Source organism: Streptomyces mabaensis (assembly GCF_053763515.1).
In genome coordinates, this window is the sequence record NZ_JBSOPZ010000007.1 from 106,075 (window position 1) to 132,979 (window position 26,905).

A 26,905-nucleotide genomic window follows, 5' to 3' on the forward strand; every position below is an offset into this window, starting at 1 on the left:
TTCGTCGGGGGCTCTGAGCCCTGGTGCCGTCATGAAACGCGCCCCCGTCATGACACGTCAATCGCGTTGGCATAAGCTCGGGAGCTCGGGGGAGGATCGGAAAGGAGCCTGGTGGCCAAGCAGGTGGTGGCGGAATCGGCACGCCGACGCAGGCGGCCGACGAAGAACGGCGTCGTTCTCTCGGAGCACCTCATCGTGGAGACCGCGCTGCGGATGCTGCAGGAGCACGGGCGGGAGGGGCTGACCGTACGACGCCTCGGCGCCGCACTGGGAGCCGACCCGAGCAGTCTGTACCGGTACTTCCGTGGCACCGACGATCTGACACTGGCGATCGCCGACGAGCTCATGGGCCGGGCGATGCGGGGCTGGCAGGCCACCGGTGACTGGCGTGCCGACCTGAGCGCTCTGGGTTTGCGGATCCACGCCGCGTATCTCGCGCACCCGCAGGCCGCTGTGCTCACGGCCAGCCGGGTCAGCGGCCGTACGAACGAGATCGCCGCGGACGAGACCATCCTCGGCGTCCTGCGCTCCGCCCGTTTCCCGGATCCGGAAGCGGTGCGGATCTACCAGGCCTTTATCGACCAGACGCTCGCCTTCGCGGCGCTCGACGCCGCGAGTCTCGCCCTTCCTGAGGCCGCCAGGACCGCTGACGAGACGGTCTGGCGGGCCACCTACGCCAGGTTGCCCGCGCGGACTCACCCGAACATCGCCGCAACCGCGCCGCTGCTGGTCGCCCGCATGAACCAGAGCGCGTATCCGCACGCTCTGGCCATGCTGCTGGACAGCGCGGAGGCGACGCTCGCTGATCCAGCCTGATCGCCCGGACAGGCCTGGTTCAGAGCTGAACCGTGGGGTCGAACCAGGTGGGTTCGTCGGTGAGGGCCTGTTTGATCCGCTGGAGCGAGGGCGCGCTCAGTTCGGGCAGTGCGTCCAGCGGGAACCAGGCCACGTCCAGCGACTCGTCGTCGTTGACCCGCGCCCGGCCGCCGACCGACCGGCAGCGGAAGGTGATGTCCATGTACTGGCAGACATCGCCGTTCGCGTAGGTGACCGGCTTCAGCGCCTCCACGAGGACGACCCGCTCCGGCACGCACCGCACGCCGGTCTCCTCGTACACCTCGCGCACCGCGGTCTGCGCGGGCTGCTCACCGGGATCCGGGATCCCGCCGATGACCGACCACTTCCCGGTGTCGGCGCGACGGCCGAGGAGCACCTGTCCCTCGTCGTCGAACACGATGGCGGTCACGCCGGGCAGCAGAAGCAGCTGGTGGCCTGCCGTGGCCCGGATCTCACGGATGAACTCGGGGGTTGCCATGCGCCGACCCTAGAGGTTGCCCCAGGGGGTGTCAGTTCCGCGCGCGGCGACGCGCGCGGACCGCGAGGGCCTGTCCGGCGGATCAGGGCCGGATAGGACGCGGCGTCTGGTGCACTGCGCTGCGCTCCGTCTCCGCTCTTGTCCAGGCCCTTGGATGCGGAGCTGCATCGCAAGGCGCCGGAGTGCCCTAATAGCGGAGCTATTCGGGCATTTCGGCAACGCGGCGAGGTGCCGTGCCAGACGTCGTGGCCCCGGCCCTGGTCCGCCGGACAGGCCCTAGGGCCCAGCCGGCGCCGCCTGCGGCCAGGGCGACGAGTACGCCCTCCGGGATCGTCCCGAGCCGGGTCGCGGGGGTCAGCGACGAGCGCAGCGGCACCTCGGCCACGAGCGCGCCGGGGGTGAACATTCCCGTCTTCTGCGCCACTTCGCCGTCGGGCCGGATGACCGCGCTGACGCCGCTCGTGACGGGCACCAGGACGGCCCGCCCGTGCTCGACCGCCCGCACCCGGGACATGGCGAGCTGCTGGTAGGTCATCTCACTGCGGCCGAAGGTGGCGTTGTTGCTGGGCACGGAGATGACCTGGGCGCCCTCGGTGACCGTGTCGCGCACGGCCCAGTCGAAGGCCGCCTCGTAGCAGGTCGCGAGGCCGACCTCGGTGCCCGCCATGTCGAAGACGCCCGGCTCGGTGCCGGGTCCGAAGTCGCGCCGGACCCGGTCGACGTCGGAGCTGAACACACGGGCGACCGCGCGCATCGGGATGTACTCGCCGAAGGGCTGGATCCGCCGCTTGTCATAGGTGTCGGTCGGCCCGTTGTCCGGGTCCCAGAGGATCTGCGTGTTGCGCAGCGGTCCGGTGTCGGGAGCGACCACGGCGCCGACCGAGACGGGAGCGCCGATCGCCTTCACGGCCTTGTCGATGACGTCGTGCGCGTCGGGGTTGGCGTACGGGTCGAGATCGGAGGAGTTCTCCGGCCACACCACGAAGTCGGGCTGTGCCACCTTGCCGGCCCTGACGTCCTCGGCGAGCTCGACCGTGCGGCGGGCGTGGTTGTCGAGCACCGCACGCCGCTGCGCGTTGAAGTCGAGCCCCAGCCGCGGCACGTTGCCCTGGATGACCGCGGCGGTCGCGGTCCCGTCCTCCGCGCCGGCGTCGACGAGGGGCCGGGCCGCGAGAGCAGCCGTGACCGGGACCAGGACGGCCAGAGCCGCTGCGGCCGCGGCGGGACGCGGCAGTTCGCCGGTGCGCCGATACGTACGGAACTGCCGTACCGCCTCGAAGAGGCCGAACCCGCACAGGGCCACGGCGAAACCGAGCACGGGGGTGCCGCCCACCGCGGCGAGCGGCAGGAAGAAGCCGTCGGCCTGCCCGAACGCGATCTTGCCCCAGGGGAAGCCGCCGAAGGGGGCGCGGGCGCGGGCGGCCTCGGCAGCGATCCACACCGCCGCTGCCCACAGCGGCCAGCACGGCAGCCGGGAGACCAGCGCGGTGCCCAGGCCGGCCGCGGCGACGAACAGTGCCTCGATGGCGGCGAGGGCCAGCCAGGGCACCGGCCCCACCTCCTCGCCGGTCCACACCAGCAGGGGCAGCAGGAAGCCCAGCCCGGCCAGGTAGCCGAGCCCGAACGCGGCCCGCGGCCGGCGCCCGTACACACACCAGCCGAGGAGCCCGAAGGCGGGCAGGGCCAGCCACCACAGGGGGCGGGGCGGGAAGCTCAGGAAGAGCAGGGCGCCGGAAAGCGCCGCCGCGCCGGCCGGTACGAGCCGCCTCAGCAGCGCGGTGCCGCGCGAGGCGCGGGACGCCTCGGGGGCGAGTTGGTCCGGCTCGTCTACGGAGGTGGTGGTGGCGCTCACGTGCCGGAGTCTACGGCGGGGCGGCGGCTCCCCTCCATTCCCGGCCGCTGCGGTCCCGGCCGGGCCCGCTCGCGCATCGCAGCAACGTTCCTGCACAACCGGTCCACAAAGCGGTTAACAGTCGTTACCGTGTGCCCAGTCCTATTGCGGGGGGTCTTGGGATGACGGCACCGGCAGGCCCTGCCGCCGTGCGGGAGCGCGGCGTGCCCGACGCGGCGGGAGTCATCGTGCTCGGCGCCTGTGCCGTGTGGTCCCTGCTGAGCGCGTACGGCCGGGAGGCGCGCCCGGAAGGCGTGCTGCTCGCCGTCCTGGCCGTCGCCGCGGGCTACGCGTGCGGGCGGATCTGCGGTTCCCTGCTGCCGGTCGCCGCCGCGGCCACTGTCGCGGTCGCCGCGCTCGGGCTCGCTCTCGCCGCCCCGGGCGGCATCCCCGGTACGACCGGTACGACCGCCGCCCCGCCCCTGGGGCACACCGGCGCGGACGCCGCCCTGTCGGCCCTGGCCGCGGGCGCGGCCTGCTGTGCTGCCGCGGCGGCAGGGCCGCCGGCCCTGCGGTTCGCCCTCCGGCTGCTCGCGCTGGGTATCGCCGGGGCGGCGGCCGCCCTCGGCTCCGCCGCCGGATGCGCGGCGGCGCTGGCGGTCCTGCTCTGCTCGCTGGCGGCGTCCCGGATGCGGTCCCGGCTGCTGGGCCTGGCGGGGCTCGCGCTCGCCACCGGGCTGATGGCCGCACTGTCCTGGGGCGTGGCGGAGGACGCCCTGCCGGACGGTCTGTCGGTGTCCCTCGAAGGACTGCTGACGCAGCACCGGGTGCTGCTGTGGGAGGACGCGGCCGGTCTGGCGAAGGAGTATCCGGTGCTGGGGGCGGGACCGGACCGGTTCGGGGTGCTCAGTCCCGCCGCCCAGCAGTCACCGGGGTCGGACGGCAAGCCGCACTCGGCCGTGCTCCAGCAGGCGGCGGAGCAGGGCGTCGTAGGGGTGGCCCTGCTGGGCGCCGCGTTCGGCTGGATGCTGTACGGGCTGTGGCGCTCGCCGCGTCCGACGCCCGTGGTGCTGACCGCGGGGGCGGCGCTGACCGCGCTGGCGGTGTTCGCGAGCGTGGGGAACGCGTTGAGCTTCACCCCGGTGACGGCGGGCGCGGGCCTGCTGGCGGGTCTGGCGACGGCCCGGCCGCTACGCGAGGACGCCCTGGAACCCGTACCCCCCGCACCGGCCCGGCGCACGTCCGCTCCGCACATCTAGACCGCCTGTCCGGCCGTGCCGGTACCGGGACGCGTGCCCATACTGAAGAGACGGTCGAGCGAGGCAGCGCGGGTGCCAGCGATGAACAAACAGGTACCGATCGAGGACATGACCGGCGGCAACGACGCCGCACGGGACGCCGGCGGGTGGATGGGTGCCCTGCCGGTGGCGCTCATGGCCACCGGCGCCGACGGCACGATCGTGCGCTGGGACCCCGTGGCGGAGGAACTGCTCGGCTACGCACCTCCGCACGTGGTGGGCCGCCACATCGCGGAGCTGCTCCACCCCGGCGCCGACCGGAGCCTGGGGCGAGCGCTGTGGGAGGCGACCGCCTCCGGCCGCGGGGTGATGGGGACGGTCACCGCCTGGCACCGCGACGGGCATCCGCTCGAACTGGAGATCTGGGCCTGCCCGGTTCCCGGCCGGCGCCGGGGCGGCACGGTGCTCGTGTTCGCCGCCGATGCCCACGGGGCCCGTCGTATCCGCGGGTCGTCCGCCGTGTGGGAGGGGCTGTTCTCCCGCTCCCCCGTAGGCATCGCCATCTTCGACACCCAGCTGCGGTTCCTCCAGGTCAATCCCGCCCTGCAGGCCATGAACGGCATTTCGCAGTCCGGGCACCTCGGGCGGCGCCTGGCGCAGGTGCTGCCCGAGGTGAACACGGCGGAGATGGAGAACGCCATGCGCCGGGTCCTGGAGACCGGCGAGCCGGTCATGGACTTCCACCGCACCGGCCGGACCCCGGCCGACCCGCACCGGGACCGCGTGTGGTCCTGCTCCTACGTGCGCCTGGAAGACGCAGCTGGGAACCCGATCGGACTCACCGCATCCATGATCGACATCACCGACCAGCAGCAGGCGCATCTGGAGGCCGAGGCGAGCCGGCGCAGGCTCGACCTGCTCAACGAGGCCGGCGTCCGTATCGGCAGCACGCTGGACCTGGAGCGCACCGCGCAGGAACTCGCCGACGTCGCCGTGCCGGTACTCGCGGACGTGGTGACCGTCGACGTACTGGACTCGCTCGCCTCCGACTCCGATCCCGGCGTCGGGCTGGTCGGCGGCGCGGCCCTGCGGCGCCTGGGCAAGGCCCCTCTCAGCGGTTCGAAAGTCGCCGACATCCTCGCCCCGCTCGGCCGCACCCTGTCCTTTCCCGCCACCGCCCCCTACACCCAGGCGCTCGCGGACCGGCAGCCCTATCTGCTGGCACGCCTGGATGAGCGGACCATCGCCCCGGCGGCCCGTTACACGACCAAGCCCGAGCAGCTGCTGAAGACCGGCGTGCACTCCTTCATGATGGCGCCGCTGATCGCCCGGGATGTGGTGCTGGGCCTCGCCACGTTCTACCGCTCGAGCCCGGTGGGGCCGTTCAGCGCCGACGACGTCTCGCTCGCCTGCGAACTGGCCGGCCGAGCCGCCGTCTGCGTCGACAACGCCCGCCTGTACCACCGCGAGCACGACAACGCGGTGATCCTCCAGCGGAGCATGCTGCCGCAGCACATCACCCCGCCCCGCGGCATCGAAGTCGCCCACCGGTACCTGCCGGCCAGCGATGTCAACGAGGTCGGCGGCGACTGGTACGACGTCATCCATCTCCCGGACGGCAAGGCGGCGCTGCTGATCGGGGACGTGATGGGCCACGGCATGGCAGCGGCCGCCGTGATGGGCCGGCTGTCCAGCACGGTACGGGCGCTGGCCCGCCTCGATCTCTCCCCCGGCGACCTGCTGCACCAGCTGGAGGCCACCCTGGCCGACCTCGCCGAGCCGATGCTCGCCACCTTTCTCTACGCCGTCTGCGACCCCGCCACCGGCCACTGCAGCATCACCCGGGCCGGGCATCCGCCGCCGGCCGTCGTGGACCCCGACGGCACCGCCCGTCTGCTCCAGCTGCCGCCCGGCGCTCCCCTGGGCATCGGCGGCATCGATTTCACCACCACCGACGTCCAGCTCGCCCCGGGAAGCCTGCTGGTGCTGTACACCGACGGCCTCGTCGAAGCCCGCGGGACCGACATCGACGAGCGACTGGGCGAACTCACGCACCTGCTGACCCAGCAGGGCCATCCGCTGGCCCACCTGTGCGACACGCTCATCACGCACCTCGTGCCGACGTCCACCGACGACGACATCGCCCTGCTCATCGCCCGGATCGGCACCGCGCACCGGTGACCGGTCACACGGTTCTGCCGCCCGGTGCCATCCGCAGCCGGGCGCGGATGACCCGTACCGCGGCCTCCGCGTCGTCGACCGTCACCGTGAAGTCCCGGCCGTCGCCGAGCCGGAGCACCAGGCCCTCGCCGCGGCGTACGACCACGGCCGTACCCATGCCGGGCCGCCAGCGGTAGCCCCAGCCGCCCCACTGCCGGGGGGTGACCTGGGGGGCGAAATCGGCGCGCACCACATGGTCGAGCAGAATGCGGCGGCGGGGCAGGCCCATATGGCCGCAGCGCACCTCGAACGCGTCCCGGTCCACCCTCACCGCCACATGGACGAAGGCCAGGGTGCCGTACAGCATGATCAGTCCGGCGGCGATACAGCCCACCACCGACATCACCAGAGGTGCCAGGCCGTTGGTCCAGCTGGAGGCGACGGCCAGTTCGATGCCGAGCGCCACGCATGCGGCGCCGACGGCGGCGAGCAGCCATTGCACCCGGTTGGTGGCGCGGCCGCTCCAGAGCGCGGGCGGGGGCTCGATGATGCCCCCCTCGACGCGGAGGTGGTGCTTCATGGCAAGCAGCGTACTCAGGTTCCCGTTCGGCGGCAGCTCGTCGCGGAGCGTGACCGGACGGGGCGTGCGCTCAGTGCACGGGAGTCTCCGCGCCGGCGAGCAGCCGGCCTTCCGCGTACGTCAGTGCTTGGTCCGGAAGGTTCGCCACGCGCCCGCTGAGCAGCACCGTCAGCCGCCGGCTGGGGTCCGCGTCCGGGGCGGGCAGGGCGCCGATACGCCGCAGGGCCTGGGCGGCGACGGCGTCCGCGGAGCCGTGCAGGACCACCGGCGGCAGCGCGGCCGGCTGGACGGCCGCCCGGATGCGCTCGGCGACCAGCTCGTAGTGGGTACAGCCGAGGACGACCGCCCGCACGTCACCGGGAGTGAGCGCGGCGGCGGCCGCGACGGTCCGGTCGATGGCGGCTTCGTCGGCCTCCTGCACGGCGTCCGCGAGTCCGGGGCAGGGCACCTCGGTGACCTGGACGCCGTCCGCGAACGCGCTGATCAGCTCGCGCTGGTAGGGGCTGCCGGTGGTGGCCGGGGTGGCCCAGATGGCGACCGGGCCGCCACCCGCGGCGGCCGGCTTGATGGCCGGTACGGTCCCGATGACCGGGATGTCCGGTTCCAGCTCGTCCCGCAACGCGGGCAGGGCGTGCACCGAGGCGGTGTTGCACGCGACGATCAGTGCGTCGGGGCGGTGGGCCGCGGCGGCCCGGGCCACCGCCAGCGCGTGCTGGGTGATGTCGGCGGGTGTACGGGGGCCCCAGGGCAAGCCGTCGGGGTCGGAGGAGAGCACCAGATCGGCGTCGGGCCGAAGCCGGCGCACCGCGGCAGCTGCCGGCAGCAGGCCGATTCCGGAGTCCATGAGCGCGATCTTCACCCGGTCACCATAGTCGACAGCCCTTGCGTTCCCTCGACGGTGGGGCAGACTGCGGCGGATGAGCGCCGTTACCTGGACCGCCCTCGGCTCGCTGGCCGCATGGCTGTGGTTGCTGCTGGGGCAGGGGATGTTCTGGCGTACGGACGTACGGCTGCCGCCCCGCACGGACCCGCCCCGGTGGCCGTCGGTGGCCGTCGTGGTGCCGGCCAGGGACGAGGCGGAGGTCCTGCCGGTGAGCCTGCCGTCGCTGCTCGCCCAGGACTACCCGGGGGACGCGGAGATCTTCCTGGTCGACGACGGGAGTTCGGACGGCACGGGCAAGCTGGCCCGGGATCTGTCCGCACGGTACGGGGGGCTGCCGCTGACGGTCTCCTCGCCCGGCGAACCGGAGCCGGGCTGGACGGGGAAGCTGTGGGCGCTGCGGCACGGCATCGCGCTCGCCCGCGCGGCCGGGGAGCCGGACTATCTGCTGCTGACGGACGCCGACATCGCGCATGAGCCGGACAGCCTGCGGGAGTTGGTGGCCGCTGCCGGGTCGGCCGGGCTCGACCTGGTCTCCCAGATGGCGCGGCTGCGGGTGACCAGCGGCTGGGAGCGGCTCGTGGTCCCGGCCTTCGTCTACTTCTTCGCGCAGCTCTATCCGTTCCGGTGGGTGAACAGCCGGCGTGGACGGACGGCGGCCGCGGCCGGCGGCTGTGTGCTGCTGCGTACCGAGGCCGCCGTACGGGCCCGCGTCCCGGACAGCATCCGGCAGGCGGTGATCGACGACGTCTCGCTCGCCCGGGCCGTACGGCGCGGTGGCGGCACGATCTGGCTGGGGCTCGCCGAACGGGTGGACAGCGTGCGTCCCTATCCCCGGCTGCACGATCTGTGGCGGATGGTGTCCCGGAGCGCGTACGCACAGCTGCGGCACAATCCGCTGCTGCTGGTGGCGACCGTCGCGGGGCTCGCGGTGGTGTACCTCGCGCCGCCGGTCGCCCTGTGCGCCGGTCTCCGGTCCGGTCACGCCCCCGCCGCGTGGGCCGGGGGCCTGGCGTGGGCGCTGATGGCGGGGACGTACATCCCGATGCTCCGCTACTACCGGCAGTCGCTGTGGCTCGCGCCGCTGCTGCCGGTCACGGCGGCGCTGTATCTGCTGATGACCGTCGACTCGGCCGTGCAGCACTACCGCGGGCGCGGGGCGGCCTGGAAGGGGCGGACCTACCCCCGGCCGCAGGCCGCCCCGGACCGCTGAACCGTCACCGCGCCCGTCGGACCGTCACTTCCTGCCGGGCGTCCAGTTCATGCCCCACCCGTACGTGTAGTCCATGGTGCGCTGCGGGCTCACTCCGCGTTCCGGTACGAGGAAGCGGGCCTCACGCTGGACGACGAGGTCCGACCCGGTGTTGGTGATCAGGGCGAGCGAGCAGACCGTCGAGGGGACGGTGCACTCGCCGAGCGAGAACTCGATCGGGGCGCCGTTCAGCGGCTGGAGGGTGACCGTCGCGTCCAGGTCCGCGAAGCTCCGGGCGCCCTCGTAGATCGTCACGAAGATGACGACGCGCCGCAGCTTGTCCTTGTGGTCCAGGTTGATGGTGAGATTCTCGCCGCTGGCCGATCCGCCGGTGCGGTCGTCGCCGTCGAGGTGGATGAAGGGCGGCTGGTGCAGCGAGCCGAAGGCGTTGCCGAGCGCCTGGACGACTCCCTTGCGGCCGTCGGTCAGTTCGTAGAGCGCGCACAGGTCGAGGTCGAGGTCCGCGTGCATGGCGACGGCGCGGCCGAGCTTGGCCCCCCAGCCCTTGAACTGCTTGCGCACCTGCCAGCTGAGGTTGACCCGCATGGCACCGGAGGTGCCGCCCTGCTTGGTGAGGGAGACCGACGGGGACTCCTTGGTGAGCGTCACCTTGGTCAGCCGTACGGGGGTGCCCGCCGGGGCCGCCGAGGCCTGGGCGGGGGCCGCGACCGGAGCGGGCGGAGCCGGCTGTACGGGCGGCGTGACGGGCGCGGGAGCGGCGACCGGGGCGGGAGCCGGTGGGGCCGCCGGGGCGGCGGCCTGCTGCGGTTCGTCCACACTGATCCCGAAGTCCGTTGCCAGGCCCTGGAGTCCACTGCTGTAGCCCTGCCCGACCGCCCGGAACTTCCAGGCACCCTGGCGGCGGTAGAGCTCGCCGAGGACGAACGCCGTCTCGACGGTGGCGTCCTCGCTGTCGAAGCGCGCGATCTCCGAGCCGTTCGCCGCGTCGACGACCCGGATGTGGAGGCCGGGCACCTGTCCGAAGCCGCCGCCGTCCGAGGAGGCCGCGAGGACCACCGTCTCGATGGCCGGCTCCACGCGCCCGAGGTCGACCGACAGCGTGTCCGTCACGCCGTCGCCGGCCGTCGCCTTGCCCTCGTGGCGCACTGCGCCCGAGGAGTGCACCGCCTGGTTGTAGAAGACGAAGTCCGCGTCGGAACGGACCTTTCCCGACACCAGCAGCAGCGCCGAGGCATCCACGTCCGGTACACCCGGACCTGAACGCCAGCCCAATTCCACGCGCACGGCCTGTGCCGGCACCGGAACGTTCGTTCCCTTACGCATTGACATGCTCGCCCCCATCGCGAGTCCGGGTGCCCGAAACTACGTGCGGCCAACCTATTACCTCGGGTCCACCGGGGTCCCGAAAGGTGTCGGAAGATCGCCGGCCGACCCGCCGGTAACCCCCCACAACCTCGTCCTTTACAGGATCCTGGCGTTTGTGGACGACCGATTTTCCCAAGTTCGCTCACATTGGGGACGCCCGGTCACTCACCGCACAGGAAACAACCCTCTTATCGGGCTCCCCAACCAGCACATCGTGGGCTTAACTTATGTGCCATGACCTCCCCCCGCTCCACCTATGGCGGCGGTTACTACTCCGCGCCGTCTTTCCCGGACACCCCGATCTACGACTCGCTCGTCGCAGAGCGGGGCACGCCCCAGATCGCCCCGATCCGGGTCCCCTCCGCGTACGACACCGGCAACGGCTACCTGCCCGCGCTGCCCTCGGCGCTGCCGGCCCTCCCGGCCGCGCCGTCCCAGTACCAGACGCCCCCGCACGCCTACCAGTACCAGCAGGCCATGCCGCAGCCCGTTCCGCTGCAGCACGCGCCCGCGCCGTACATCCCGCAGCAGTCCGCCGGACCGCGCGGATACCCGGGTCCGCAGCCGCAGCAGCCGCGTCCGGTCGCCACCGGGTACGAGGCCATGCGCCCGGCGGCGCCGCGCCCCGCGCCCGCTCCCTACGAGGACCCGTACGGCCGCCAGTACCAGAGCCGCGGATACTGACCGGGGTCCGTCCTGCCGTCCGCGAGGCTGGCAGGATTGACCTCATGTCGAACTCCTTTCTCCAATCGCTTCATGTCCACCCCGTCAAGTCGGTGGCGGGGTGTGCTCCCGGCGCGGTGGCCGTGGAGCCTTGGGGACCGGCCGGGGACCGCAGGTGGGCGCTGGTCGACGGTGACAGCAAGGTGGTCACCCAACGCCAGCAGCCACGCCTGGCGTTGGCGGCCGCCGAACCGCTGGCCGGCGGGGCGGTCCTGCTGACCGCGCCCGGCCTGGAGCCGCTGACCGTCGACGTGCCCGAACCGCGGGACACCACCGTGATGGAGATCTTCGGACGCAAGGTCGAGGGCGTACTCGCGCACGAGGTCGCGCACGCCTGGTTCAGCGACTGGCTGGGCGCCCCGGTACGGCTGATGCATCTCGACGATCCGGCGCGCCGCCGGCCGATCGACCCGGACTTCGCGCTGCCGGGTGAGACGGTCAGCCTCGCCGACGGCTTTCCGCTGCTCGTCACCACCGTCGCCTCGCTGGACGCCCTCAACTCCCTCATCGCACAGGGCGACCACCCCGACGAGGGCCCGCTGCCCATGAACCGCTTCCGGCCCAACGCCGTCGTCGAGGGCACCGCGCCGTGGGCCGAGGACGACTGGAAGCGCGTCGCGATCGGCGAGGTCACCTTCCGGGTGGCGAAGCCGTGCGGCCGCTGTGTCATCACCACCACCGACCAGCTCACCTCGGAGCGGGGCAAGGAGCCGTTGCGCACGCTCGCCCGCCACCGGCGCTTCGGCGACCAGCTGGTCTTCGGCCAGAACCTGGTCCCCGAGACCACCGGCACGCTCCGGGTCGGCGACCCGGTGCGCGTCCTCGGGTAACGCGGGTCCTCGGGCGGTGCGCGCCCGGCGCGCGCTACGGTGGACCGGACAGATGCTGATCGGCCGTACAGGCCCCGGTCAGTCGCGTCGGTTCGAGGTGGGGGCACAACAGCGCCATGGCACAGGGCACGGTCCAGGTGACGCACACCGGCTCATCGAGGTGGCGCCGCCGCACAGGCGAATACGCCTCTCTCGCTGCGGCCCTGGAGGCCGCCGGAGACGGCGACGTCCTGTCCGTCGCCCCCGGCACCTACCGCGAGAACCTCGTGGTCCGGCGTGCGGTCACGCTGCGCGGGCCCGAGGGGACCGCGGGCTCGGTACGGATCGCCCCGGTGGACGGTGTCGCGCTCACCGTGCACGCCTCCGCGACCCTTCAGGACCTGCATCTGGAGGGCCAGGACTCGGCCGCCCCCGCGCTGCTGATCGAGGACGGCGCACCGGAGTTGTCCGACCTGCGGGTGGTCACGCGTTCGGCCGCCGGTATCGAGGTGCGGGGCGGCGCACGGCCGACCGTCCGCCGCTGTACGGTGGACAACCCGGGCGGGGTCGGCATCGCCGTACTGGACGGCGGCGGCGGGGTGTTCGAGGACTGTGAGGTCGTCTCGGCCGGCCAGTCAGGCATCTCGGTACGCGGCGGCGCGCACCCCCGTCTGGAGCGCTGTCGGGTGCACCACTCCTCCGGCGCCGGGCTGGCCGTCAACGGCGAGGGCAGCGGCCTGGAGGCGATCGGCTGCGAGGTGTACGAGATCAAGGGCACCGGCGTGCAGATCGCGTCCCGGGCCGCCGCCCATCTCACCGACTGCACGGTGCACCGGACTTCGGCCGACGGCATCACCCTGGACACCGACGCCGTCCTCACCCTCTCCGACTGCGACATCCACGACATTCCCGAGAACGCGGTCGACCTGCGCTCCCGCTCGGTGCTGACGCTGACCCGCTCGACCGTGCGGCGGTTCGGACGCAACGGGCTGTCGGTGTGGGACCCGGGCACCCGGGTGGACGCCAACCAGTGCGAGATCCACGACAGTACGGGCGACTATCCGGCGGTCTGGATCAGCGACGGCGCCGCCGCCGTGCTCGACTCCTGCCGGGTGCACGACGTGCCGGACGCGCTGTTCGTCCTCGACCGCGGCTCGCGTGCCGATGTGGTCGACAGCGACCTCTCCCAGGTCCGCAACACCGCCGTCTCGGTGAGCGACGGCGCCACCGCACAGCTGGACGACTGCCGTATCCGGGAGGCGTCGACCGGCGCCTGGTTCCGTGACCACGGCAGCGGCGGCACGCTCGCCAACTGCACCATCGACGGCGCCCAGACGGGAGTCATCGTCACCAAGGGCGCGGACCCGACTTTCGAGCGCTGCACGGTCACGTCACCGGCCGAGGCCGGGTTCTACGTCTCCGCCGGCGGGCGCGGCACGTTCCACGGCTGCCGGGTGACGGGCAGCGGCGGCTTCGGCTTCCACGTCATCGACGGCTGCCGCACGACACTGACCCGCTGCCGCACCGAGCGCTGTGCCCGCGGGGGCTACGAGTTCTCCGAGTCGGGCCCGGTCGCCGAGGACTGCACGAGCGACGAGAGCGGTGTACGGTCCGCCTCTCAGGCGGCGTCCTCTCAGGCGGCATCTGCGCCCGCCGTGCAGACGGCCGCCCAGTCGCCCGGGCTGCTCTCCGCGGTTCCCGGTCCGCGCACCGTGGAGCCCGCGCCGGGACCGGAACCGGAGCCGGCCGTACGCAGCTCGACGGCCGTCCTCGGTGAACTGGACACTCTGGTGGGCCTGGAGAGCGTCAAGCGCGAGGTGCGCGCCCTCACCGACATGATCGAGGTGGGCCGGCGCAGACAGCAGGCGGGCCTCAAGGCCGCGTCCGTGCGCAGGCATCTGGTCTTCACCGGCTCCCCCGGCACCGGCAAGACCACGGTGGCCCGGCTGTACGGCGAGATCCTCGCATCGCTCGGGGTGCTGGAGCGGGGCCACCTCGTCGAGGTCTCGCGGGTCGACCTGGTCGGCGAGCACATCGGCTCGACGGCGATCCGCACCCAGGAAGCGTTCGAACGGGCGCGCGGCGGTGTGCTGTTCATCGACGAGGCGTACGCGCTCTCGCCCGAGGACTCCGGACGTGACTTCGGCCGGGAGGCCATCGACACCCTGGTGAAGCTGATGGAGGATCACCGGGAGGCGGTGGTGGTGATCGTCGCCGGGTACACCGTCGAGATGGAGCGCTTCCTGTCGGTCAACCCCGGGGTGGCGTCCCGTTTCTCACGGACCATCAGGTTCGGCGACTACGCTCCCGGGGAGCTGCTGCGGATCGTGGAGCAGCAGGCCGAGGAGCACGAGTACCGGCTCGGCTGCGGCGCCGCCGAGGCGCTGCTGAAGTACTTCACGGTCCTGCCGAAGGGGCCCGCCTTCGGCAACGGCCGGACCGCGCGCCAGACCTTCGAGTCGATGGTCGAGCGGCACGCGGGCCGGGTGGCCCAGCTCACCGAGCCGAGCACGGACGAGCTCACCCTGCTGTACCCGGAGGATCTGCCGGAGCTTGTGTGAGGCGCTGCCCCGGAACCTCCGGGACATCGGCCACGTCCGGCCCGCCCGGCCCGTCCGGCGCGCACGGCTCCAGGCGGTCGAGCAGGGCGTCGCGCTCGACCGCGAACACGGGGTCGGCCTGGTAGTCGGAGTGGCCCAGGATCGGTTCGGGCAGCGGGCGTTCGGGGGTCCGTCCGTACACCACCGGGTCCTTGAGCGGGCCGCAGTCCACCTCGGGGGTCTCGTCGCCGGGCAGGACCGGGCCGCCGATCGGGTCGGTCGCGCGCCAGAGGTTGCGCCAGCAGTCCAGCTCCCCGTGCAGGGCGGCGAGCGGGCCGGGTCCGAAGTACGCGGGGAACCAGCGCCCGTACAGCCGCTGCAGCGGTGAACCGTAGGTGAGCAGCGCGACCCGGCGCCGGGCCCGCGGCGGCAGCTGCCAGACCGCGGCGGCCGCCAGCACGCTGCCCTGCGAGTGGCCGGAGATGACCAGCCGGCCGCCGGTACGGTCGGTCCAGCCGGCCATCCGCCAGGTCAGGTCGGGGACGGCTCGCTCGGCGTAGCAGGGCGGTGCGAAGGGGTGGGCCGCGCGCGGCCAGAACGTACCGACGTCCCACAGGATCCCGATGGTCCGGCGGGCCGAGGCGTCCTTGTAGGCCCGGCGCCCCCAGGTGACGAACAGTATGAAGCCGAGGCCGATCAGCCAGGAACCCAGTGCCTGCGCGGTCTGCACCCCGGACGCGACGAACGGGTGCGACCCGTCGGCGGCCTCGCCCGGCACCTCGTGGCTCGCCCAGGCGCCGGCGAGGGCCCCGGCACCGAGCAGCAGGGTCACCCCGGAGATCATGCCCACCAGCCGGGGCGCGGCCTCGGTGAGCGCGGCCGTGGCCCGGGCGCTTGCGATGCTGCGGGTACGTGCCGCGTCGGGCCGTTCGCCCGGGTAGTCCGCCTCCACCCGGGCGAGCAGGCGGTTGCGGAACCGCAGGGTGCGCCAGGCGTACCAGACCGCCAGCGCCAGTACGACGACCAGCAGCGGCGGAATGACCGCGGCCTGCCAGGAGAGCAGCACCGGAGGGCCTGCGATGGAGCCGCGGCCCATGCCCGGCGTACCGCCGTCGTCGAGCCAGTCGGCGACCCGCTGGGCCACTCCCCCGGACATCACCCCGCCGAGCGCGCAGGCGAGCATGGCGATGGCCGGCCCGCCGAGTCCCCACAGGGCGGTGGTGGCTTCAGGGGGTGTCGTATGGATCAGGCCGGGCCCGCGACGCCTGGCACCGCGCCTCGCGGCGTTGTCGTCAGTCGCCGATGCTCCGCATCGACTCCCTCCTCCGCCTTGCGATCCACGGCACCAGACGCCGCAGGCTGATCCGGCCTGATCCATACGACACCCCCTCCGCCGGTGGAGCCGCCGGGCGGTCACGGCGAGGGCGACCACCAGCGCCCCTTGGGCGAGGGTGATCACGCCGAAGGTCCGGTCGCCCGGGAGCATGCCGTGGGAGGCCCAGCCCGGGCGGGACCATCCGGCGTACACCAGGGCGAGGACGAGCAGCCCGAGGGCGGCGGCGGGCAGCAGCCCGACCACGGCCGCGTCAAGCCGGGCGTCGGGCCGCGACTCCTTGCGGCCTCTGCGGCACACCACCCAGACGACGGCGAGCGCGCCCACGGCCAGCAGGCCCTCGGTCACCCATCCGCAGATCTCCAGCAGGGCGCTGCCGCCGTCCCGCCGGTCGTAGCGGGCCGCCGCGCCGGCGACCGCAGCCGCCACAGTCAGCAGGCCGGCCGCGGTGTGGGCGGCGCGCAGCCGGGCCACCAGCCGGCGGCCGTACCAGAACCCGGGCCGGCCCATCGCGGGGCGCGGGCCCGGCGCGTGGTCCAGGGCGTCCTGGCCGGAGGGCAGCGGCTGCTGCGATTCGTACGCGCTCCAGGTGCGGTGGGACAGGTACCACAGCAGCCCGGTCAGCGCGGCGGGCACCAGCGCGGCGAGCGCGAGCCGCCGGCCGGGCTGCGACCACCAGCCGGCCCGCTCGGGCGAGAGGAAGCCGAGCCAGGAGCGGGAGGCGGCGCAGCCGGCCGAGCCCGCGCACTGCCAGGCCACCAGGTCGAGCGCGACCTCGCAGGCCGCGGCGGTGAGCAGCACGGTGAGGCTGAGGGCCACCAGGCGGACGAGGACTCCGTACGCACGGACGGTCCCGGCCATCCCCCGGCCCGCGGGCCGCATCCAGTGGGCGAGGTTGGCAACCATGAAGGGGAGCAGCATCAGCCACAGGGCGCGGGCGCTGTTGCCGGAGGTCAGCCGGGACCAGCAGTACGCCTCGGGGATCGGCCGGTCGCGGTACCGCTCGGGGTGGAGTTCCGCGTCGGCGTCGTCGGTGCGCCGGAAGACGGCGGCGGTCTCGTCGCCGGTGATCCGCACGGTGCGCGGGTCGCCGAGCATGCCGGAGGGGGTGGCTCCGCCGACTCCGTGCACCAGCAGTTCGAGGGCGAGTTCCCCGTTCTCCGGGGCGGGGACGGCTCGGGGCACGGCGGCGGCTCCCTCTCGGGTGGATCGAGGCGTGGGTGGGGCAGGCACAAGGATCCCGGCACGGCGGCCCGCCCGGCACCCCTCCTCACCGAATCTCCCCAGCTCCCGGCCCGTTCAGCCGATGGGACAGGGGCCGGTGCCCCATGGCAGGATGTGGAATCCTCAGCACTCCCGTGCTTCACTCCCGTGCTTCACTCGCGTGCTTCATGAACTGGAAGGACCGGCCTGGCGGTGAGCGAGAATCAGAACCTCCTCGCGGAGCAGCGCCGCGCGATGATCCTGGACGAGGTCAGGCGGCGCGGCGGAGTGCGCGTCAACGAGCTCACCCGGAAGCTCAACGTGTCGGACATGACAGTCCGTCGCGATCTGGACGCGCTGGCCAGGCAGGGCGTGATCGAGAAGGTGCACGGGGGTGCCGTGCCGGTGGTCGAGGCGAGCACGCACGAACCGGGGTTCGAGGCGAAGTCGGGCCTGGAGCTCAGCGCCAAGGAGGACATCGCGCGGGCCGCGGCGGCGATGGCCGTGCCAGGCAGCGCGATCGCCCTGTCGGGCGGGACCACGACCTACGCGCTGGCGCACCATCTGCTGGATGTGCCGGATCTGACGGTGGTGACCAACTCGGTGCGGGTGGCCGACGTGTTCCACTCCGCGCAGCGGACGTCCCCGGGAGAGCACGGTGGCGCGGCCACGGTCGTCCTCACCGGTGGGGTGCGCACGCCGTCCGATTCGCTGGTGGGACCGGTGGCCGACCAGGCGATCAGCTCGCTCCACTTCGACACCCTGTTCCTGGGCGTGCACGGGATATCGGTGGAGGCGGGTCTTTCGACACCGAACCTGGCGGAGGCCGAGACGAACCGCAGGTTCGTCCAGGCCGCGCGGCGCGTGGTGGTCGTGGCCGACCACACCAAGTGGGGGACGGTGGGGCTCAGTTCCTTCGCCTCGCTGGCGGACGTCGACACCCTGGTGACGGACTCCGGGCTGCCGGCGGAGGTACGGGCCGAGATCGCCGAGCATCTGCCGGGGCTGATCGTGGTCGGCGGACCGGAGGAACCCGCGGAGCCGGGGACGGACGACGCAGCCGCCGCAGACAACTGACAGTACGTCAGCTATGGTGTCGGGGCCCGTCAACCACCCGATCACCCTGGGGGTCTTCGTCCCATGGCACGCCGACTCCGCCCCGTCGGGCTCGACTTCGTCGAGACCGCTCCGCTTCGTCTGGTCTTCACGGCCGAGGTCGCCGCGCCCCCCGAGGCCGTGTACCGGGGGCTGGCCGACGAGGTCGAGGCCTGGCCCCGCTGGTTCACCTCGGTGACCCTGGCCCGGCCCGTCGCCGGCGGTGCCGGCCGTGAGGTCCGGCTGAAGGGCGGCACCCGGTTCCTGGAGACGATCATGGCGAAGGACCACGCGGAGCGGTACGCGTACCGGGTGGACGAGACCAACGCCCCCGGTCTGCACGCGCTCCTGGAGGAGTGGCGGCTGACTCCCGCGGGGTCCGGCACCCGGATCCAGTGGACGTTCGCGGCGGCCGGCAGCGCGCCCCTGCGGATCTCCCTCAGGCTGGGACGGGCGGCGCTGGGGCGGGCCTTCCGGGACGCGGTGGGAAACCTGGACCGGCGGCTCACCGCCACCGCCACGTAACCGACGCCACCGTCACGTAACCGGCGGTCAGGAGGGCCAGACGCCCGTCGCGAGGAGCGAGTCGATGGTGGCGGAGTACGGCGCGATGTCCAGGCCCTGCTCCGCGAGCCAGTCGTCGGAGTAGTACTTGTCGAGGTAACGGTCGCCCGGGTCGCAGATCAGGGTGACCACACTGCCCTTGCGGCCCTCGGCCACCATCTCCGCGACGATCTTCAGCGCGCTCCACAGCCCGGTGCCGGTGGAGCCGCCCGCCTTGCGGCCGATGGCCTGTTCCAGCGCGCGGACGGCCGCCACGCTCGCCGCGTCCGGCACCTTCATCATCCGGTCGACGGCACCCGGCACGAAGCTCGGTTCCATGCGCGGCCGGCCGATGCCCTCGATACGGGAGCCGCAGTCGCTGCTCGCCAGCGGGTCGTGGTGGGTCCAGCCGTCGAAGAAGCAGGAGTTCTCCGGGTCGGGCACGCAGATACGGGTGTCGTACTGCATGTAGTGGACGTAGCGCGCGATGGTCGCCGACGTGCCGCCGGTACCGGCGGTGGCGACGATCCAGGCGGGTTCCGGATACCGCTCCAACTTCAGCTGCTGGTAGATGGATTCCGCGATGTTGTTGTTGCCACGCCAGTCGGTGGCCCGTTCGGCGTAGGTGAACTGGTCCATGTAGTGGCCGCCGGTCTCCGCCGCGAGTGCGGCCGACTCCTCGTACATCCGGCGCGAGTCGTCCACGAAGTGGCACCGGCCGCCATGGAATTCGATCAGGCGGCATTTCTCCGCGCTCGTCGTACGCGGCATCACTGCGATGAAGGGGACGCCGATCAGCTTGGCGAAGTAGGCCTCGGAGACGGCGGTCGAGCCGCTGGACGCCTCGATCACGGGACGTCCCGGCCGGATCCAGCCGTTGCACAGCCCGTACAGGAAGAGCGACCGGGCGAGCCGGTGCTTGAGACTGCCGGTCGGGTGGGTCGATTCGTCCTTGAGATAGAGATCGATCCCCCACTGCTCGGGCAGTGGGAAGAGCAGCAGATGGGTGTCGGCCGAACGGTTGGCGTCGGCCTGCACCTTGCGTACGGCTTCCTTCAGCCATGCCCGGTAATCCGGATCACTGCGGTCCACATCGGCAGTGCTCAGGGCTCCGCCGGTCCGCGCCTGCTCGGTGGTGCTCATCCGCGCCGCTCCTCGTCGTTTCTGCGCTCCGCACGGTGCCGTCCGGACGCTCGTCCCCCCTCGCAATTTACCCCCCTCACCTGCACAAACGATGACTTTGGGTTTCCATCGGGATCGCTTGTGGAAGGCGCACTGGTGCGGGAGGGCGGGCCCATGCAGACTGCCCACCAGGAGATACCACCTGACGGTCCGCGCGGGGGCGGCGTTCGGCGAGAAGGGGACGACGTGTCATGGCTGAGCCTGAGTTCAGTGCGACGGGCGTACGGATCGAACGATGGCCCCGCGCGCTCACAAGGGCCGGGAAGGTGCTGATCAGGGACGGCAGGCTGTCGTTGCTCACCAGCAACGACACGGAGATCGACAGCGCGCCGCTGGACTCGGTGAGCGCGGGCAGGCCCTGGTTCGCCGGCGGCGAGAGCACGGTGGCCCACGTCAACGGCGCGCGTTACCGGCTGCGGATGGGACAGCGCGACCACACACCCGAGGCCGCCGACGAGGCAGCCGGCCGCTTCCTGGAGGCGGTGCGCCGCGGGCACGACGCGCGGGCGTGAGGGTCACGAGGGGTGGAGCAGCACCGAGTTGCGGAGCGGCACCCCCTGGTTCACGCTGATGTCATCACTCAGGGTTCACCGGCGGTGACGCTGCGAACCAGCCCGCCGGACCACACAGCAGGCAGCCACTGCTGGATCCGATCTTCGTCTTCTTCCGGACCTCATTCGGGGAGTCGCAGCCGTGATCAGCCATCCAAGCAGGCACTGCACGGTGGAGCTCCAGGCTCTGCCGTCGCGGATCGGCCAGGTCCGCAGGATCGTTTGCGCGCATTTGCGCTACTGGCATCTGGACGCGTTGATCGACCGGGCGGCGCTCGGTGTCACCGAGCTGCTCACCAACGTCCACCGGCACGCGCAGCCCGACAAGACCTGCACCGTGGAGATCGAGCTGCTGTTCGACCGGCTGACGGTGTCGGTCCGTGACAACGATCCGCGGCTGCCCGCCGCCGGGCAGGCCGACGACCTCTCCACCGGCGGACGCGGCCTCGCGCTGATAGCGGCCGTGAGCGAGAGCTGGGGCGTACGCCCGGAGAGCAGCGGGGGCAAGGTCGTCTGGTTCACCCTGCCGGCGCCCTCGCCCGCGGAGATGCTGCCGGCTCGCCCGGTGTACGGCGCGACGACCACCGGTCCGTTCGCGGGCCAGGAGCTCGAACCACAGGGTGCGGCGCCCGTACGGGAGCACGCGTCCGCCAGGTCGGCCCTCACGAGCTGACCCGACGGCACCGCGGGGACCCACCCCTGCTCCGCATGTTCCGTTGGAAAATGCCAGAACCGCCTCCCCGGCACGCGACGTTGCGTAGCCTCGTCCTCACTGCCGCACCCGCAGTGACGGAACGATCACCCAGGGGAGAGGGCCGACGCGTGCCCGGAATCGACGAGTGCCTGCTCGAGGCCATGACTCTGCCGGGGGCGCGCGGCGCCGCCGTGGTCGAGTGGATCAGCGGGCTCGCGCTCGGCACGATCGGCGACGCACCGAACGGCAGTCATGAGACAACCGCCGCCGAAACGGCGGAACTTGCCCGGATGGCCGCCGAGCAGACCGCGTTCGCCGACCCGGCGGGCGCGGGCCTCGGCGGCGACGCCGCCAAGGCCGTGCCGGTGGAGGACGTCGTCATCACCACGCCCACCGCGTACCACCTGATGCGTTTCGTCGAAACGGCCTTCGACAACGGCGTGTTCATCCACCTGTGGCTCGGCCGCGACGAAGGCAACCTGGCGCTCGCCCGGATCCGCCTGCGGGACCTGGCGGATCGGCTCGCCCTGATATGAGTGCGGCGATCTCCCCGATGCTCGTCCGGCTGGCGTCCGAACGCGCCACCGGAGCGCTGCTGCGCGACGCCGGCACGCTGTACCTCGTCGACGGCCGGGTCGTACATGCCGAGAGCCCCGCCTCGCCCGGCGTCGACGTCCTGCTGACCGCGACCGGGCGGCTGCCCGCCGAGGGCTGGCAGGAGGCGCTCGACCGGGCCGGAGCCCGCCGTCAGGTGGGCAGGTTCCTGGTGGACAGCGGCCGGCTCACCGACGGCGAGCTGGAGATATGCCATCTGGGCGCGTTGTTCGACGCGGCGTTCTTCGTGCTGGCTCCGGCCAGCGGACCGACCCGCTTCCGCTACGGAGCCGTCCACTGGCTGGGTCCGGTACGTCCGGTGGCCGCCGAGACGGTCGAGCGCGAGACCCTGCGGCGCAGAAAGCTGCTGGAAGACCTGTGGCCGAGCCCGGAGGTGGACAGCGCGCCCGTCGTACGCCGGCAGGCCGTACGCAGTCCGCCGGTCACCCCACGCCAGCGGGCCGTGCTGGACCTCGCGGACGGAGTCCGCACCCCGGCGGCCATCTCCCGGCTGCTGGGCCGCCCCGCCTTCCACACCCTCATCGACGTACGGCGGCTGGCGGCCGCCGGGCATATCGCGACTCCCCGCGCCCCGGACCCGTCCGGCCCCTCCCCCGCTCCCGTCCGGGTCCCGGAAGTCTCCGCCGACCCGGACATCGCCCTGCTGCGCCGGCTCCGTGACGCCCTGGAGGCACACCTGTGATGGTCCGATCCGTCCCTGAGGCTCCCTGCACCCCGCCATGAAACGCGTACTCAGACAGCGCGCCGAGAGGAGGCAGTTGATGGCGGTGGAGCCCGAAGTCCTGGATGAGCTGCGGAGGTTGCGCGCCCGCGTCCCCCATGTGACGGGCGCTGTCGCGGCGAGCATCGACGGTCTGGTGCTCGCCCAGGAGGTGGCGGCCGTGGAGGCCGAGGGGATCGCCGCGCTGACCGCGGCCGCGCTCGGGGTCGCGTTGCGGCTCGCGGACACCACCGGCCAGGGGGAGTTCCGCGAGCTGCTCGTACGGGCCGAGCGCGGTTACGTCGCGACGTACGCGGCGGGTTCGGCGGCCGTCCTCACCGTGCTGGCCGGGCCGCACACCAACGTCGGCCGGCTGCATCTCGAAGGCCGCCGGGCCGGCGCGCGTATCGCGGACCTCGTGGACGCCGCACTCGACCGGCCGGAGAGCAGCACCCCGTAGCGCATCCCCGCAGTCGGCAGATCGACAGATCCACAGATCCACAAGACAAGAGTGTCAACGGAAGGAAGCACGATCATGGCCAACACCGAAACCGCCCTCAAGGAAGCGATGACCTCCATCGAGGGGGCCCTCGGCGTCGCTCTCGTGGACTACGCCAGCGGTATGGCCCTCGGCACCCTGGGCGGTGGCAAGGACCTCGATCTGGCGGTGGCCGCCGCCGGCAACACCGATGTGGTCCGCGCCAAGGCGCGCACCATGGAGCACCTGGGTCTCAAGGACGGCATCGAGGACATCCTGATCACCCTCGGCACCCAGTACCACCTGATCCGGCTCCTGTCGGGGGGCGGCAAGGACAGCCTGTTCCTCTATCTCGCCCTGGACAAGGGCCGGGCGAATCTTGCGATGGCCCGGCACCAGCTCAAGCGGATCGAAGCGGAGCTGGAGGTCTGACACCGATGCGGGCGGCGGGGAGCCGCCGGAACCCGGCCGGCTCCCCGCACCGCGTTCAGGCCAGCGCGGCGAGCGGGTCGTCCAGGACCGGCTGCCAGGCCAACTCGGCCGCGCCGACCAGGCTGTTGTGGTCCAGAGTGCACGGCAGAATCGGTACGCCGCCGCTGCGGCCCCAGAGACTGCGGTCGGCGACGACCGCGCGCAGCCGCTCCGGATCGGCGTCCAGCAGCTCGCGGTGCAGACCGCCGAGGATGATCCGGTCGGGGTTCAGGATGTTGACCAGACCGGCCAGCCCCAGGCCGAGCCGGTCGATCAGCTCCTCGGCCGCGTGCCGCACGTCCGGATCGTCGTACTCCGTGCGCAGCAGGTCGCGGGCCTGCTGCAACAGCGAGACCTCGGGGCCCGGGTCGCGCCGCGCCGCAGTGAGGAAGGCCAGCGGATCGGCCTCGACATCGAGGCAGCCGCGGCTGCCGCAGTGGCAGGGGCGGCCCTCCGGATTGACGGTGAGGTGGCCGACCTCCAGAGCGAGGCCCGAACTGCCGGAGTGCAGACGGCCGTCGAGGACCAGCGCCCCGCCGACGCCGCGATGGCCGGTGGCCACGCACAGCAGGTGCTGCGCGCTGCGGCCGGCGCCGTGCCGGTGTTCGGCCAGGGCCGCGAGGTTGACGTCGTTGCCGGTCAGGGCGGGGCCTTCGATGCCGGCGGCGCGTACCCGCTCGGCGAAGATGTCGCGGACCGGTGCGCCCGCGGGCCAGGCGAGGTGCAGGGGGTTCAGGGCCGTACCTTCCGGTTCGGCGACCGCGGACGGTACGGCGAGACCCGCGCCGATACACCGGCGCCCGGTCTCGCGCAGCAGCGTGGCGCCCGCGTCGACCACGGCGCCGAGCACCTGCGCCGGGTCGGCGGAGACCGTCACACAGCCGGGGGCGGTGGCGACGATCCGGCCGCCGAGCCCGACCAGCGCGGCGCGGAAGCCGTCCGCGTGCACCTGGGCGGCCAGCGCGACCGGGCCCGTCTCGTCGACGGCGAGCCGGTGCGAGGGCCGGCCCTGCGAGCCGCCCGCGATGCCGGGCCGGGAGTCGACGCGGATGAGGCCGAGGGCTTCCAGTTCCGCCGCGACGGCGCCGGCGGTGGCCCGGGTGACGCCGAGTTCGGCCGTGAGGACGGCGCGGGTGGGCGCCCGGCCGGTGTGGACGAGCTCCAGCGCGGGGCCCAGTGCGCCGCGGCCTCTCTCGATCTTGGTCCGCGTGGACACATCCCCCACCCTGCGCGGGGCCGCGTTGCCGTTCATGAAGGCGAGTTTCGCATGATCCGCGGGCCGGCCGTCAGCCGCTCCCGGCGAAGCCGCTGACCCGCAGCGTGATGTTGAGGCGCCCGCTGAGGCCGAGCCCGGCAGGCGCGGTGCCGGGATGGACGCGCGGCACCCCGTGGTGGGCGAGGCGGGAGGGCCCGCCGAAGACGAACAGGTCTCCGCTGCGCAGTTCCACGTCGTGGTACGGACGCCCCCGGGACTCGGCGTTGCCGAAGCGGAACACGCACGAGTCACCGAGGCTGATCGACACCACCGGCGCGTCGGACTTCTCGTCGCTGTCGCGGTGCATGCCCATCCGGGCCTCGGCACCGTAGAAGTTGATCAGCGCGATGTCGTACGGCTCGACGCAGGGCCCCTCGCCGTACGCGTCCTCGACGGCCTTGCGCGCCAGATCGCCCAACCAGTCCGGCAGCGGTTTCACGGGAGCGTGGTCGCCGTCGACGACCGTGCGCGCATATCCGTACGGGTACCAGTGCCACCCGAGGCAGACCTGCTGGGCGGTCATCGTCCCGCCGCCCGGGGTACGGACGGTCCGCAACCCGGCCGGCGGGCGAGCCCACTCGCGGCACGCCGCCACCAGCTCCCGCTGCTGCACGGGCCCCAGCCAGTCCGGCACATGAACGGCACCGGCCGCCGGCGCGGTCCGGTCCCGGGGAAAGAGTTCGGCGTCCATGGGCCTCCATTGTCGCGCCGGGCTTGACGAGCACCTGGTCGGACTCGGCTTGTACGGACCGGGGTCCGGGCTCTACGCTTGTTTTGTGCCGCTCCTAAACAAACTCCGAACGGCCGCAGCAGGAGGACCTGGCGGAGACCCCGTCCCGGCGCCCCTGAGCCGGCTCCGCATCGCCCTGACCGTGTTCTTCGCCCTCGACGGCTTCATCTTCGCCGGCTGGGTCGTCCGTATCCCCGCGATCAAGCAGCAGACCGGCGCCTCCGCGAGCGACCTGGGCCTCGCCCTGCTCGGTGTGTCCGCGGGAGCCGTGATCACCATGACGCTCACCGGACGGCTCTGCCGGCGCCTCGGCAGCCATCCGGTGACCGTCGCGTGCGGGGCGCTGCTCGCGCTCAGCATCGCGCTGCCCCCGCTGACCCACTCGGCGTTCACCCTCGGCCTGGTCCTGCTGGCCTTCGGCGCCGCCTACGGGGGCATCAATGTCGCGATGAACAGCGCGGCGGTCGACCTGGTCACCGCCCTGCGCCGGCCGGTGATGCCCGGCTTCCACGCCGCGTTCAGCCTCGGCGGGATGATCGGCGCGGGTCTCGGCGGGCTGGTGGCGGGCGGCCTCTCCCCCACGGCGCACCTGCTGGCCCTCACCGGCATCGGACTGCTGGTCACGGCCGTGGCCGGGCCGGTTCTGCTGCGGCAACCGGCGCCGGTGGCCGCCGCCCGACGCGTACGAGCGGACTGCCGCCGAGCGGACTTCCACCAAGCGGACTTCCGCGGGCGCGCGGGCGCCGCGGCGCCTCGACGGGCGGACCCGCGCGCTGGTGACGGTGTTCGGCCTGATCGCGCTGTGCACGGCGTACGGCGAAGGCGCCCTGGCCGACTGGGGCGCCCTGCACCTCCAGGCCGATCTCGGCGCGCATCCGGGTGTCGCCGCGGCCGGGTACTCGCTGTTCGCCCTGACGATGACTGCCGGCCGGCTCAGCGGTACGGCGCTGCTGGAGCGGCTCGGCCAGACCCGCACGCTCGTCGTGGGCGGGTCGACCGCCGCGGCCGGCATGCTGCTCGGCGCTCTCGCGCCCACGGTCTGGCTCGCCCTCCTCGGCTTCGCCGTCACCGGACTGGGCCTGGCGAACCTGTTCCCCGTCGCCATCGACCGCGCGGGCGCGCTCGCCGGCCCTACCGGGGTGGCGGCCGCGTCGACGCTCGGCTACGGCGGGATGCTGCTCGGGCCGCCGGCCATCGGGTTCCTGGCGGAGTGGTTCTCACTGCCCGCCGCACTGACGACGGTGGCTCTGCTGGCGGCCGTCGCCGCGCTCATCGGGTACTCGGTACGCCACGTATCCGTACGGGGCGCGGCCTGAGGAATCGCGGTCTCGTTCCTGGTGCAGGCGCTCGCCTTCGGACTGCTGCACCGCCTGCTGAGCGGCGGGGCGCCCGGGCCCATCA

General features: G+C 72.8%; 24 protein-coding genes and 1 pseudogene. 16 read left to right on the forward strand and 9 right to left on the reverse strand.

What is annotated here, in order from left to right:
• The first annotated feature begins 111 nt into the window (after positions 1-111).
• Positions 112-816 carry a TetR/AcrR family transcriptional regulator gene (locus tag ACWV17_RS08325; protein ID WP_455359137.1) on the forward strand — a complete coding sequence of 235 codons (705 nt, stop codon included), beginning with the start codon at positions 112-114 and terminating at the stop codon, positions 814-816.
• 19 nt (positions 817-835) lie between these two features.
• Here the strand turns inward: ACWV17_RS08325 and ACWV17_RS08330 are convergent, their stop codons facing one another.
• Together ACWV17_RS08330 and lnt are read right to left on the reverse strand one after the other, a co-directional pair.
• Positions 836-1,315: an NUDIX hydrolase gene (locus ACWV17_RS08330; RefSeq protein ID WP_455359138.1), complete on the reverse strand. Its 480-nt coding sequence runs from the start codon at positions 1,313-1,315 to the stop codon at positions 836-838.
• A gap of 199 nt (positions 1,316-1,514) precedes the next feature.
• Positions 1,515-3,167: an apolipoprotein N-acyltransferase gene (gene lnt / locus ACWV17_RS08335; protein ID WP_455359139.1), complete on the reverse strand. Its 1,653-nt coding sequence runs from the start codon at positions 3,165-3,167 to the stop codon at positions 1,515-1,517.
• A gap of 161 nt (positions 3,168-3,328) precedes the next feature.
• Here lnt and ACWV17_RS08340 point away from each other — a divergent pair, with 161 nt between their 5' ends.
• Positions 3,329-4,405 carry an O-antigen ligase family protein gene (locus tag ACWV17_RS08340; RefSeq protein WP_455359140.1) on the forward strand — a complete coding sequence of 359 codons (1,077 nt, stop codon included), beginning with the start codon at positions 3,329-3,331 and terminating at the stop codon, positions 4,403-4,405.
• An 81-nt stretch (positions 4,406-4,486) separates the two neighbouring features.
• Entirely contained in the window at positions 4,487-6,565 is a 2,079-nt protein-coding gene (locus tag ACWV17_RS08345; RefSeq protein ID WP_455359141.1) for a SpoIIE family protein phosphatase, read from the forward strand.
• 4 nt (positions 6,566-6,569) lie between these two features.
• On the opposite strand, the gene ACWV17_RS08350 is transcribed toward ACWV17_RS08345, so the two are convergent.
• Together ACWV17_RS08350 and ACWV17_RS08355 are read right to left on the reverse strand one after the other, a co-directional pair.
• On the reverse strand, positions 6,570-7,124 hold the full coding sequence (locus ACWV17_RS08350) for a hypothetical protein (protein ID WP_455353921.1): 555 nt from the start codon (positions 7,122-7,124) through the stop codon (positions 6,570-6,572).
• Positions 7,125-7,194: 70 nt separating this feature from the next.
• Complete coding sequence (locus ACWV17_RS08355) at positions 7,195-7,983, reverse strand: glutamate racemase (RefSeq protein WP_455359142.1); 789 nt, start codon at positions 7,981-7,983, stop codon at positions 7,195-7,197.
• 58 nt (positions 7,984-8,041) lie between these two features.
• Between ACWV17_RS08355 and ACWV17_RS08360 the strand changes: the two genes are divergently transcribed.
• Positions 8,042-9,217 carry a glycosyltransferase gene (locus ACWV17_RS08360; RefSeq protein WP_455359143.1) on the forward strand — a complete coding sequence of 392 codons (1,176 nt, stop codon included), beginning with the start codon at positions 8,042-8,044 and terminating at the stop codon, positions 9,215-9,217.
• 24 nt (positions 9,218-9,241) lie between these two features.
• Here ACWV17_RS08360 and ACWV17_RS08365 read toward each other — a convergent pair whose 3' ends face one another.
• Positions 9,242-10,546: a TerD family protein gene (locus tag ACWV17_RS08365; RefSeq protein ID WP_455359144.1), complete on the reverse strand. Its 1,305-nt coding sequence runs from the start codon at positions 10,544-10,546 to the stop codon at positions 9,242-9,244.
• Positions 10,547-10,816: 270 nt separating this feature from the next.
• Here ACWV17_RS08365 and ACWV17_RS08370 point away from each other — a divergent pair, with 270 nt between their 5' ends.
• From ACWV17_RS08370 to ACWV17_RS08380, 3 genes are all read left to right on the forward strand, one after another.
• The gene (locus ACWV17_RS08370) at positions 10,817-11,266 is read left to right on the forward strand and encodes a DUF6643 family protein (protein WP_455353925.1); all 450 of its coding nucleotides are present in this window, start codon (positions 10,817-10,819) and stop codon (positions 11,264-11,266) included.
• Positions 11,267-11,310: 44 nt separating this feature from the next.
• Positions 11,311-12,135, forward strand: coding sequence for an MOSC domain-containing protein (locus tag ACWV17_RS08375; protein ID WP_455359145.1), 825 nt, complete (start codon positions 11,311-11,313; stop codon positions 12,133-12,135).
• Between the two features lie 116 nt (positions 12,136-12,251).
• Positions 12,252-14,675, forward strand: a complete 2,424-nt coding sequence (locus ACWV17_RS08380; RefSeq protein ID WP_455359146.1) for a right-handed parallel beta-helix repeat-containing protein — start codon at positions 12,252-12,254, stop codon at positions 14,673-14,675.
• On the opposite strand, the gene ACWV17_RS08385 is transcribed toward ACWV17_RS08380, so the two are convergent.
• On the reverse strand, positions 14,635-17,172 hold the full coding sequence (locus ACWV17_RS08385) for a hypothetical protein (RefSeq protein WP_455359147.1): 2,538 nt from the start codon (positions 17,170-17,172) through the stop codon (positions 14,635-14,637). The genes ACWV17_RS08380 and ACWV17_RS08385 overlap by 41 nt on opposite strands.
• Positions 17,173-17,403: 231 nt before the next feature.
• Here ACWV17_RS08385 and ACWV17_RS08390 point away from each other — a divergent pair, with 231 nt between their 5' ends.
• Entirely contained in the window at positions 17,404-18,267 is an 864-nt protein-coding gene (locus tag ACWV17_RS08390; RefSeq protein ID WP_455353929.1) for a DeoR/GlpR family DNA-binding transcription regulator, read from the forward strand.
• 63 nt (positions 18,268-18,330) lie between these two features.
• Positions 18,331-18,810 carry an SRPBCC family protein gene (locus tag ACWV17_RS08395; RefSeq protein WP_455359148.1) on the forward strand — a complete coding sequence of 160 codons (480 nt, stop codon included), beginning with the start codon at positions 18,331-18,333 and terminating at the stop codon, positions 18,808-18,810.
• Positions 18,811-18,837: 27 nt separating this feature from the next.
• On the opposite strand, the gene ACWV17_RS08400 is transcribed toward ACWV17_RS08395, so the two are convergent.
• Positions 18,838-19,971, reverse strand: a complete 1,134-nt coding sequence (locus ACWV17_RS08400; RefSeq protein ID WP_455359149.1) for a PLP-dependent cysteine synthase family protein — start codon at positions 19,969-19,971, stop codon at positions 18,838-18,840.
• 230 nt (positions 19,972-20,201) lie between these two features.
• On the opposite strand from ACWV17_RS08400, the gene ACWV17_RS08405 reads away from it, so the two are divergent.
• The 6 genes from ACWV17_RS08405 to ACWV17_RS08430 all read left to right on the forward strand — a co-directional run bounded on the left by ACWV17_RS08405 (position 20,202) and on the right by ACWV17_RS08430 (position 23,480).
• Positions 20,202-20,522, forward strand: coding sequence for a hypothetical protein (locus ACWV17_RS08405; RefSeq protein ID WP_455359150.1), 321 nt, complete (start codon positions 20,202-20,204; stop codon positions 20,520-20,522).
• A gap of 181 nt (positions 20,523-20,703) precedes the next feature.
• Positions 20,704-21,234: an ATP-binding protein gene (locus ACWV17_RS08410; protein ID WP_455359151.1), complete on the forward strand. Its 531-nt coding sequence runs from the start codon at positions 20,704-20,706 to the stop codon at positions 21,232-21,234.
• A gap of 149 nt (positions 21,235-21,383) precedes the next feature.
• Positions 21,384-21,791: a hypothetical protein gene (locus ACWV17_RS08415; protein ID WP_455359152.1), complete on the forward strand. Its 408-nt coding sequence runs from the start codon at positions 21,384-21,386 to the stop codon at positions 21,789-21,791.
• Positions 21,788-22,552, forward strand: a complete 765-nt coding sequence (locus tag ACWV17_RS08420) for a transcriptional regulator (RefSeq protein WP_455359153.1) — start codon at positions 21,788-21,790, stop codon at positions 22,550-22,552. The genes ACWV17_RS08415 and ACWV17_RS08420 overlap by 4 nt, the downstream gene beginning before the upstream one ends.
• Positions 22,553-22,589: 37 nt before the next feature.
• Positions 22,590-23,030 carry a roadblock/LC7 domain-containing protein gene (locus ACWV17_RS08425; protein ID WP_455359154.1) on the forward strand — a complete coding sequence of 147 codons (441 nt, stop codon included), beginning with the start codon at positions 22,590-22,592 and terminating at the stop codon, positions 23,028-23,030.
• Positions 23,031-23,105: 75 nt separating this feature from the next.
• On the forward strand, positions 23,106-23,480 hold the full coding sequence (locus ACWV17_RS08430) for a hypothetical protein (RefSeq protein WP_455359155.1): 375 nt from the start codon (positions 23,106-23,108) through the stop codon (positions 23,478-23,480).
• Positions 23,481-23,535: 55 nt separating this feature from the next.
• On the opposite strand, the gene ACWV17_RS08435 is transcribed toward ACWV17_RS08430, so the two are convergent.
• The gene (locus ACWV17_RS08435) at positions 23,536-24,771 is read right to left on the reverse strand and encodes an ROK family protein (protein WP_455359156.1); all 1,236 of its coding nucleotides are present in this window, start codon (positions 24,769-24,771) and stop codon (positions 23,536-23,538) included.
• A gap of 34 nt (positions 24,772-24,805) precedes the next feature.
• Positions 24,806-25,465, reverse strand: coding sequence for an alpha-ketoglutarate-dependent dioxygenase AlkB family protein (locus tag ACWV17_RS08440; RefSeq protein WP_455353939.1), 660 nt, complete (start codon positions 25,463-25,465; stop codon positions 24,806-24,808).
• An 85-nt stretch (positions 25,466-25,550) separates the two neighbouring features.
• Here ACWV17_RS08440 and ACWV17_RS08445 point away from each other — a divergent pair.
• Positions 25,551-26,820: pseudogene (locus ACWV17_RS08445) on the forward strand (MFS transporter).
• Positions 26,821-26,905 lie beyond the last annotated feature (85 nt).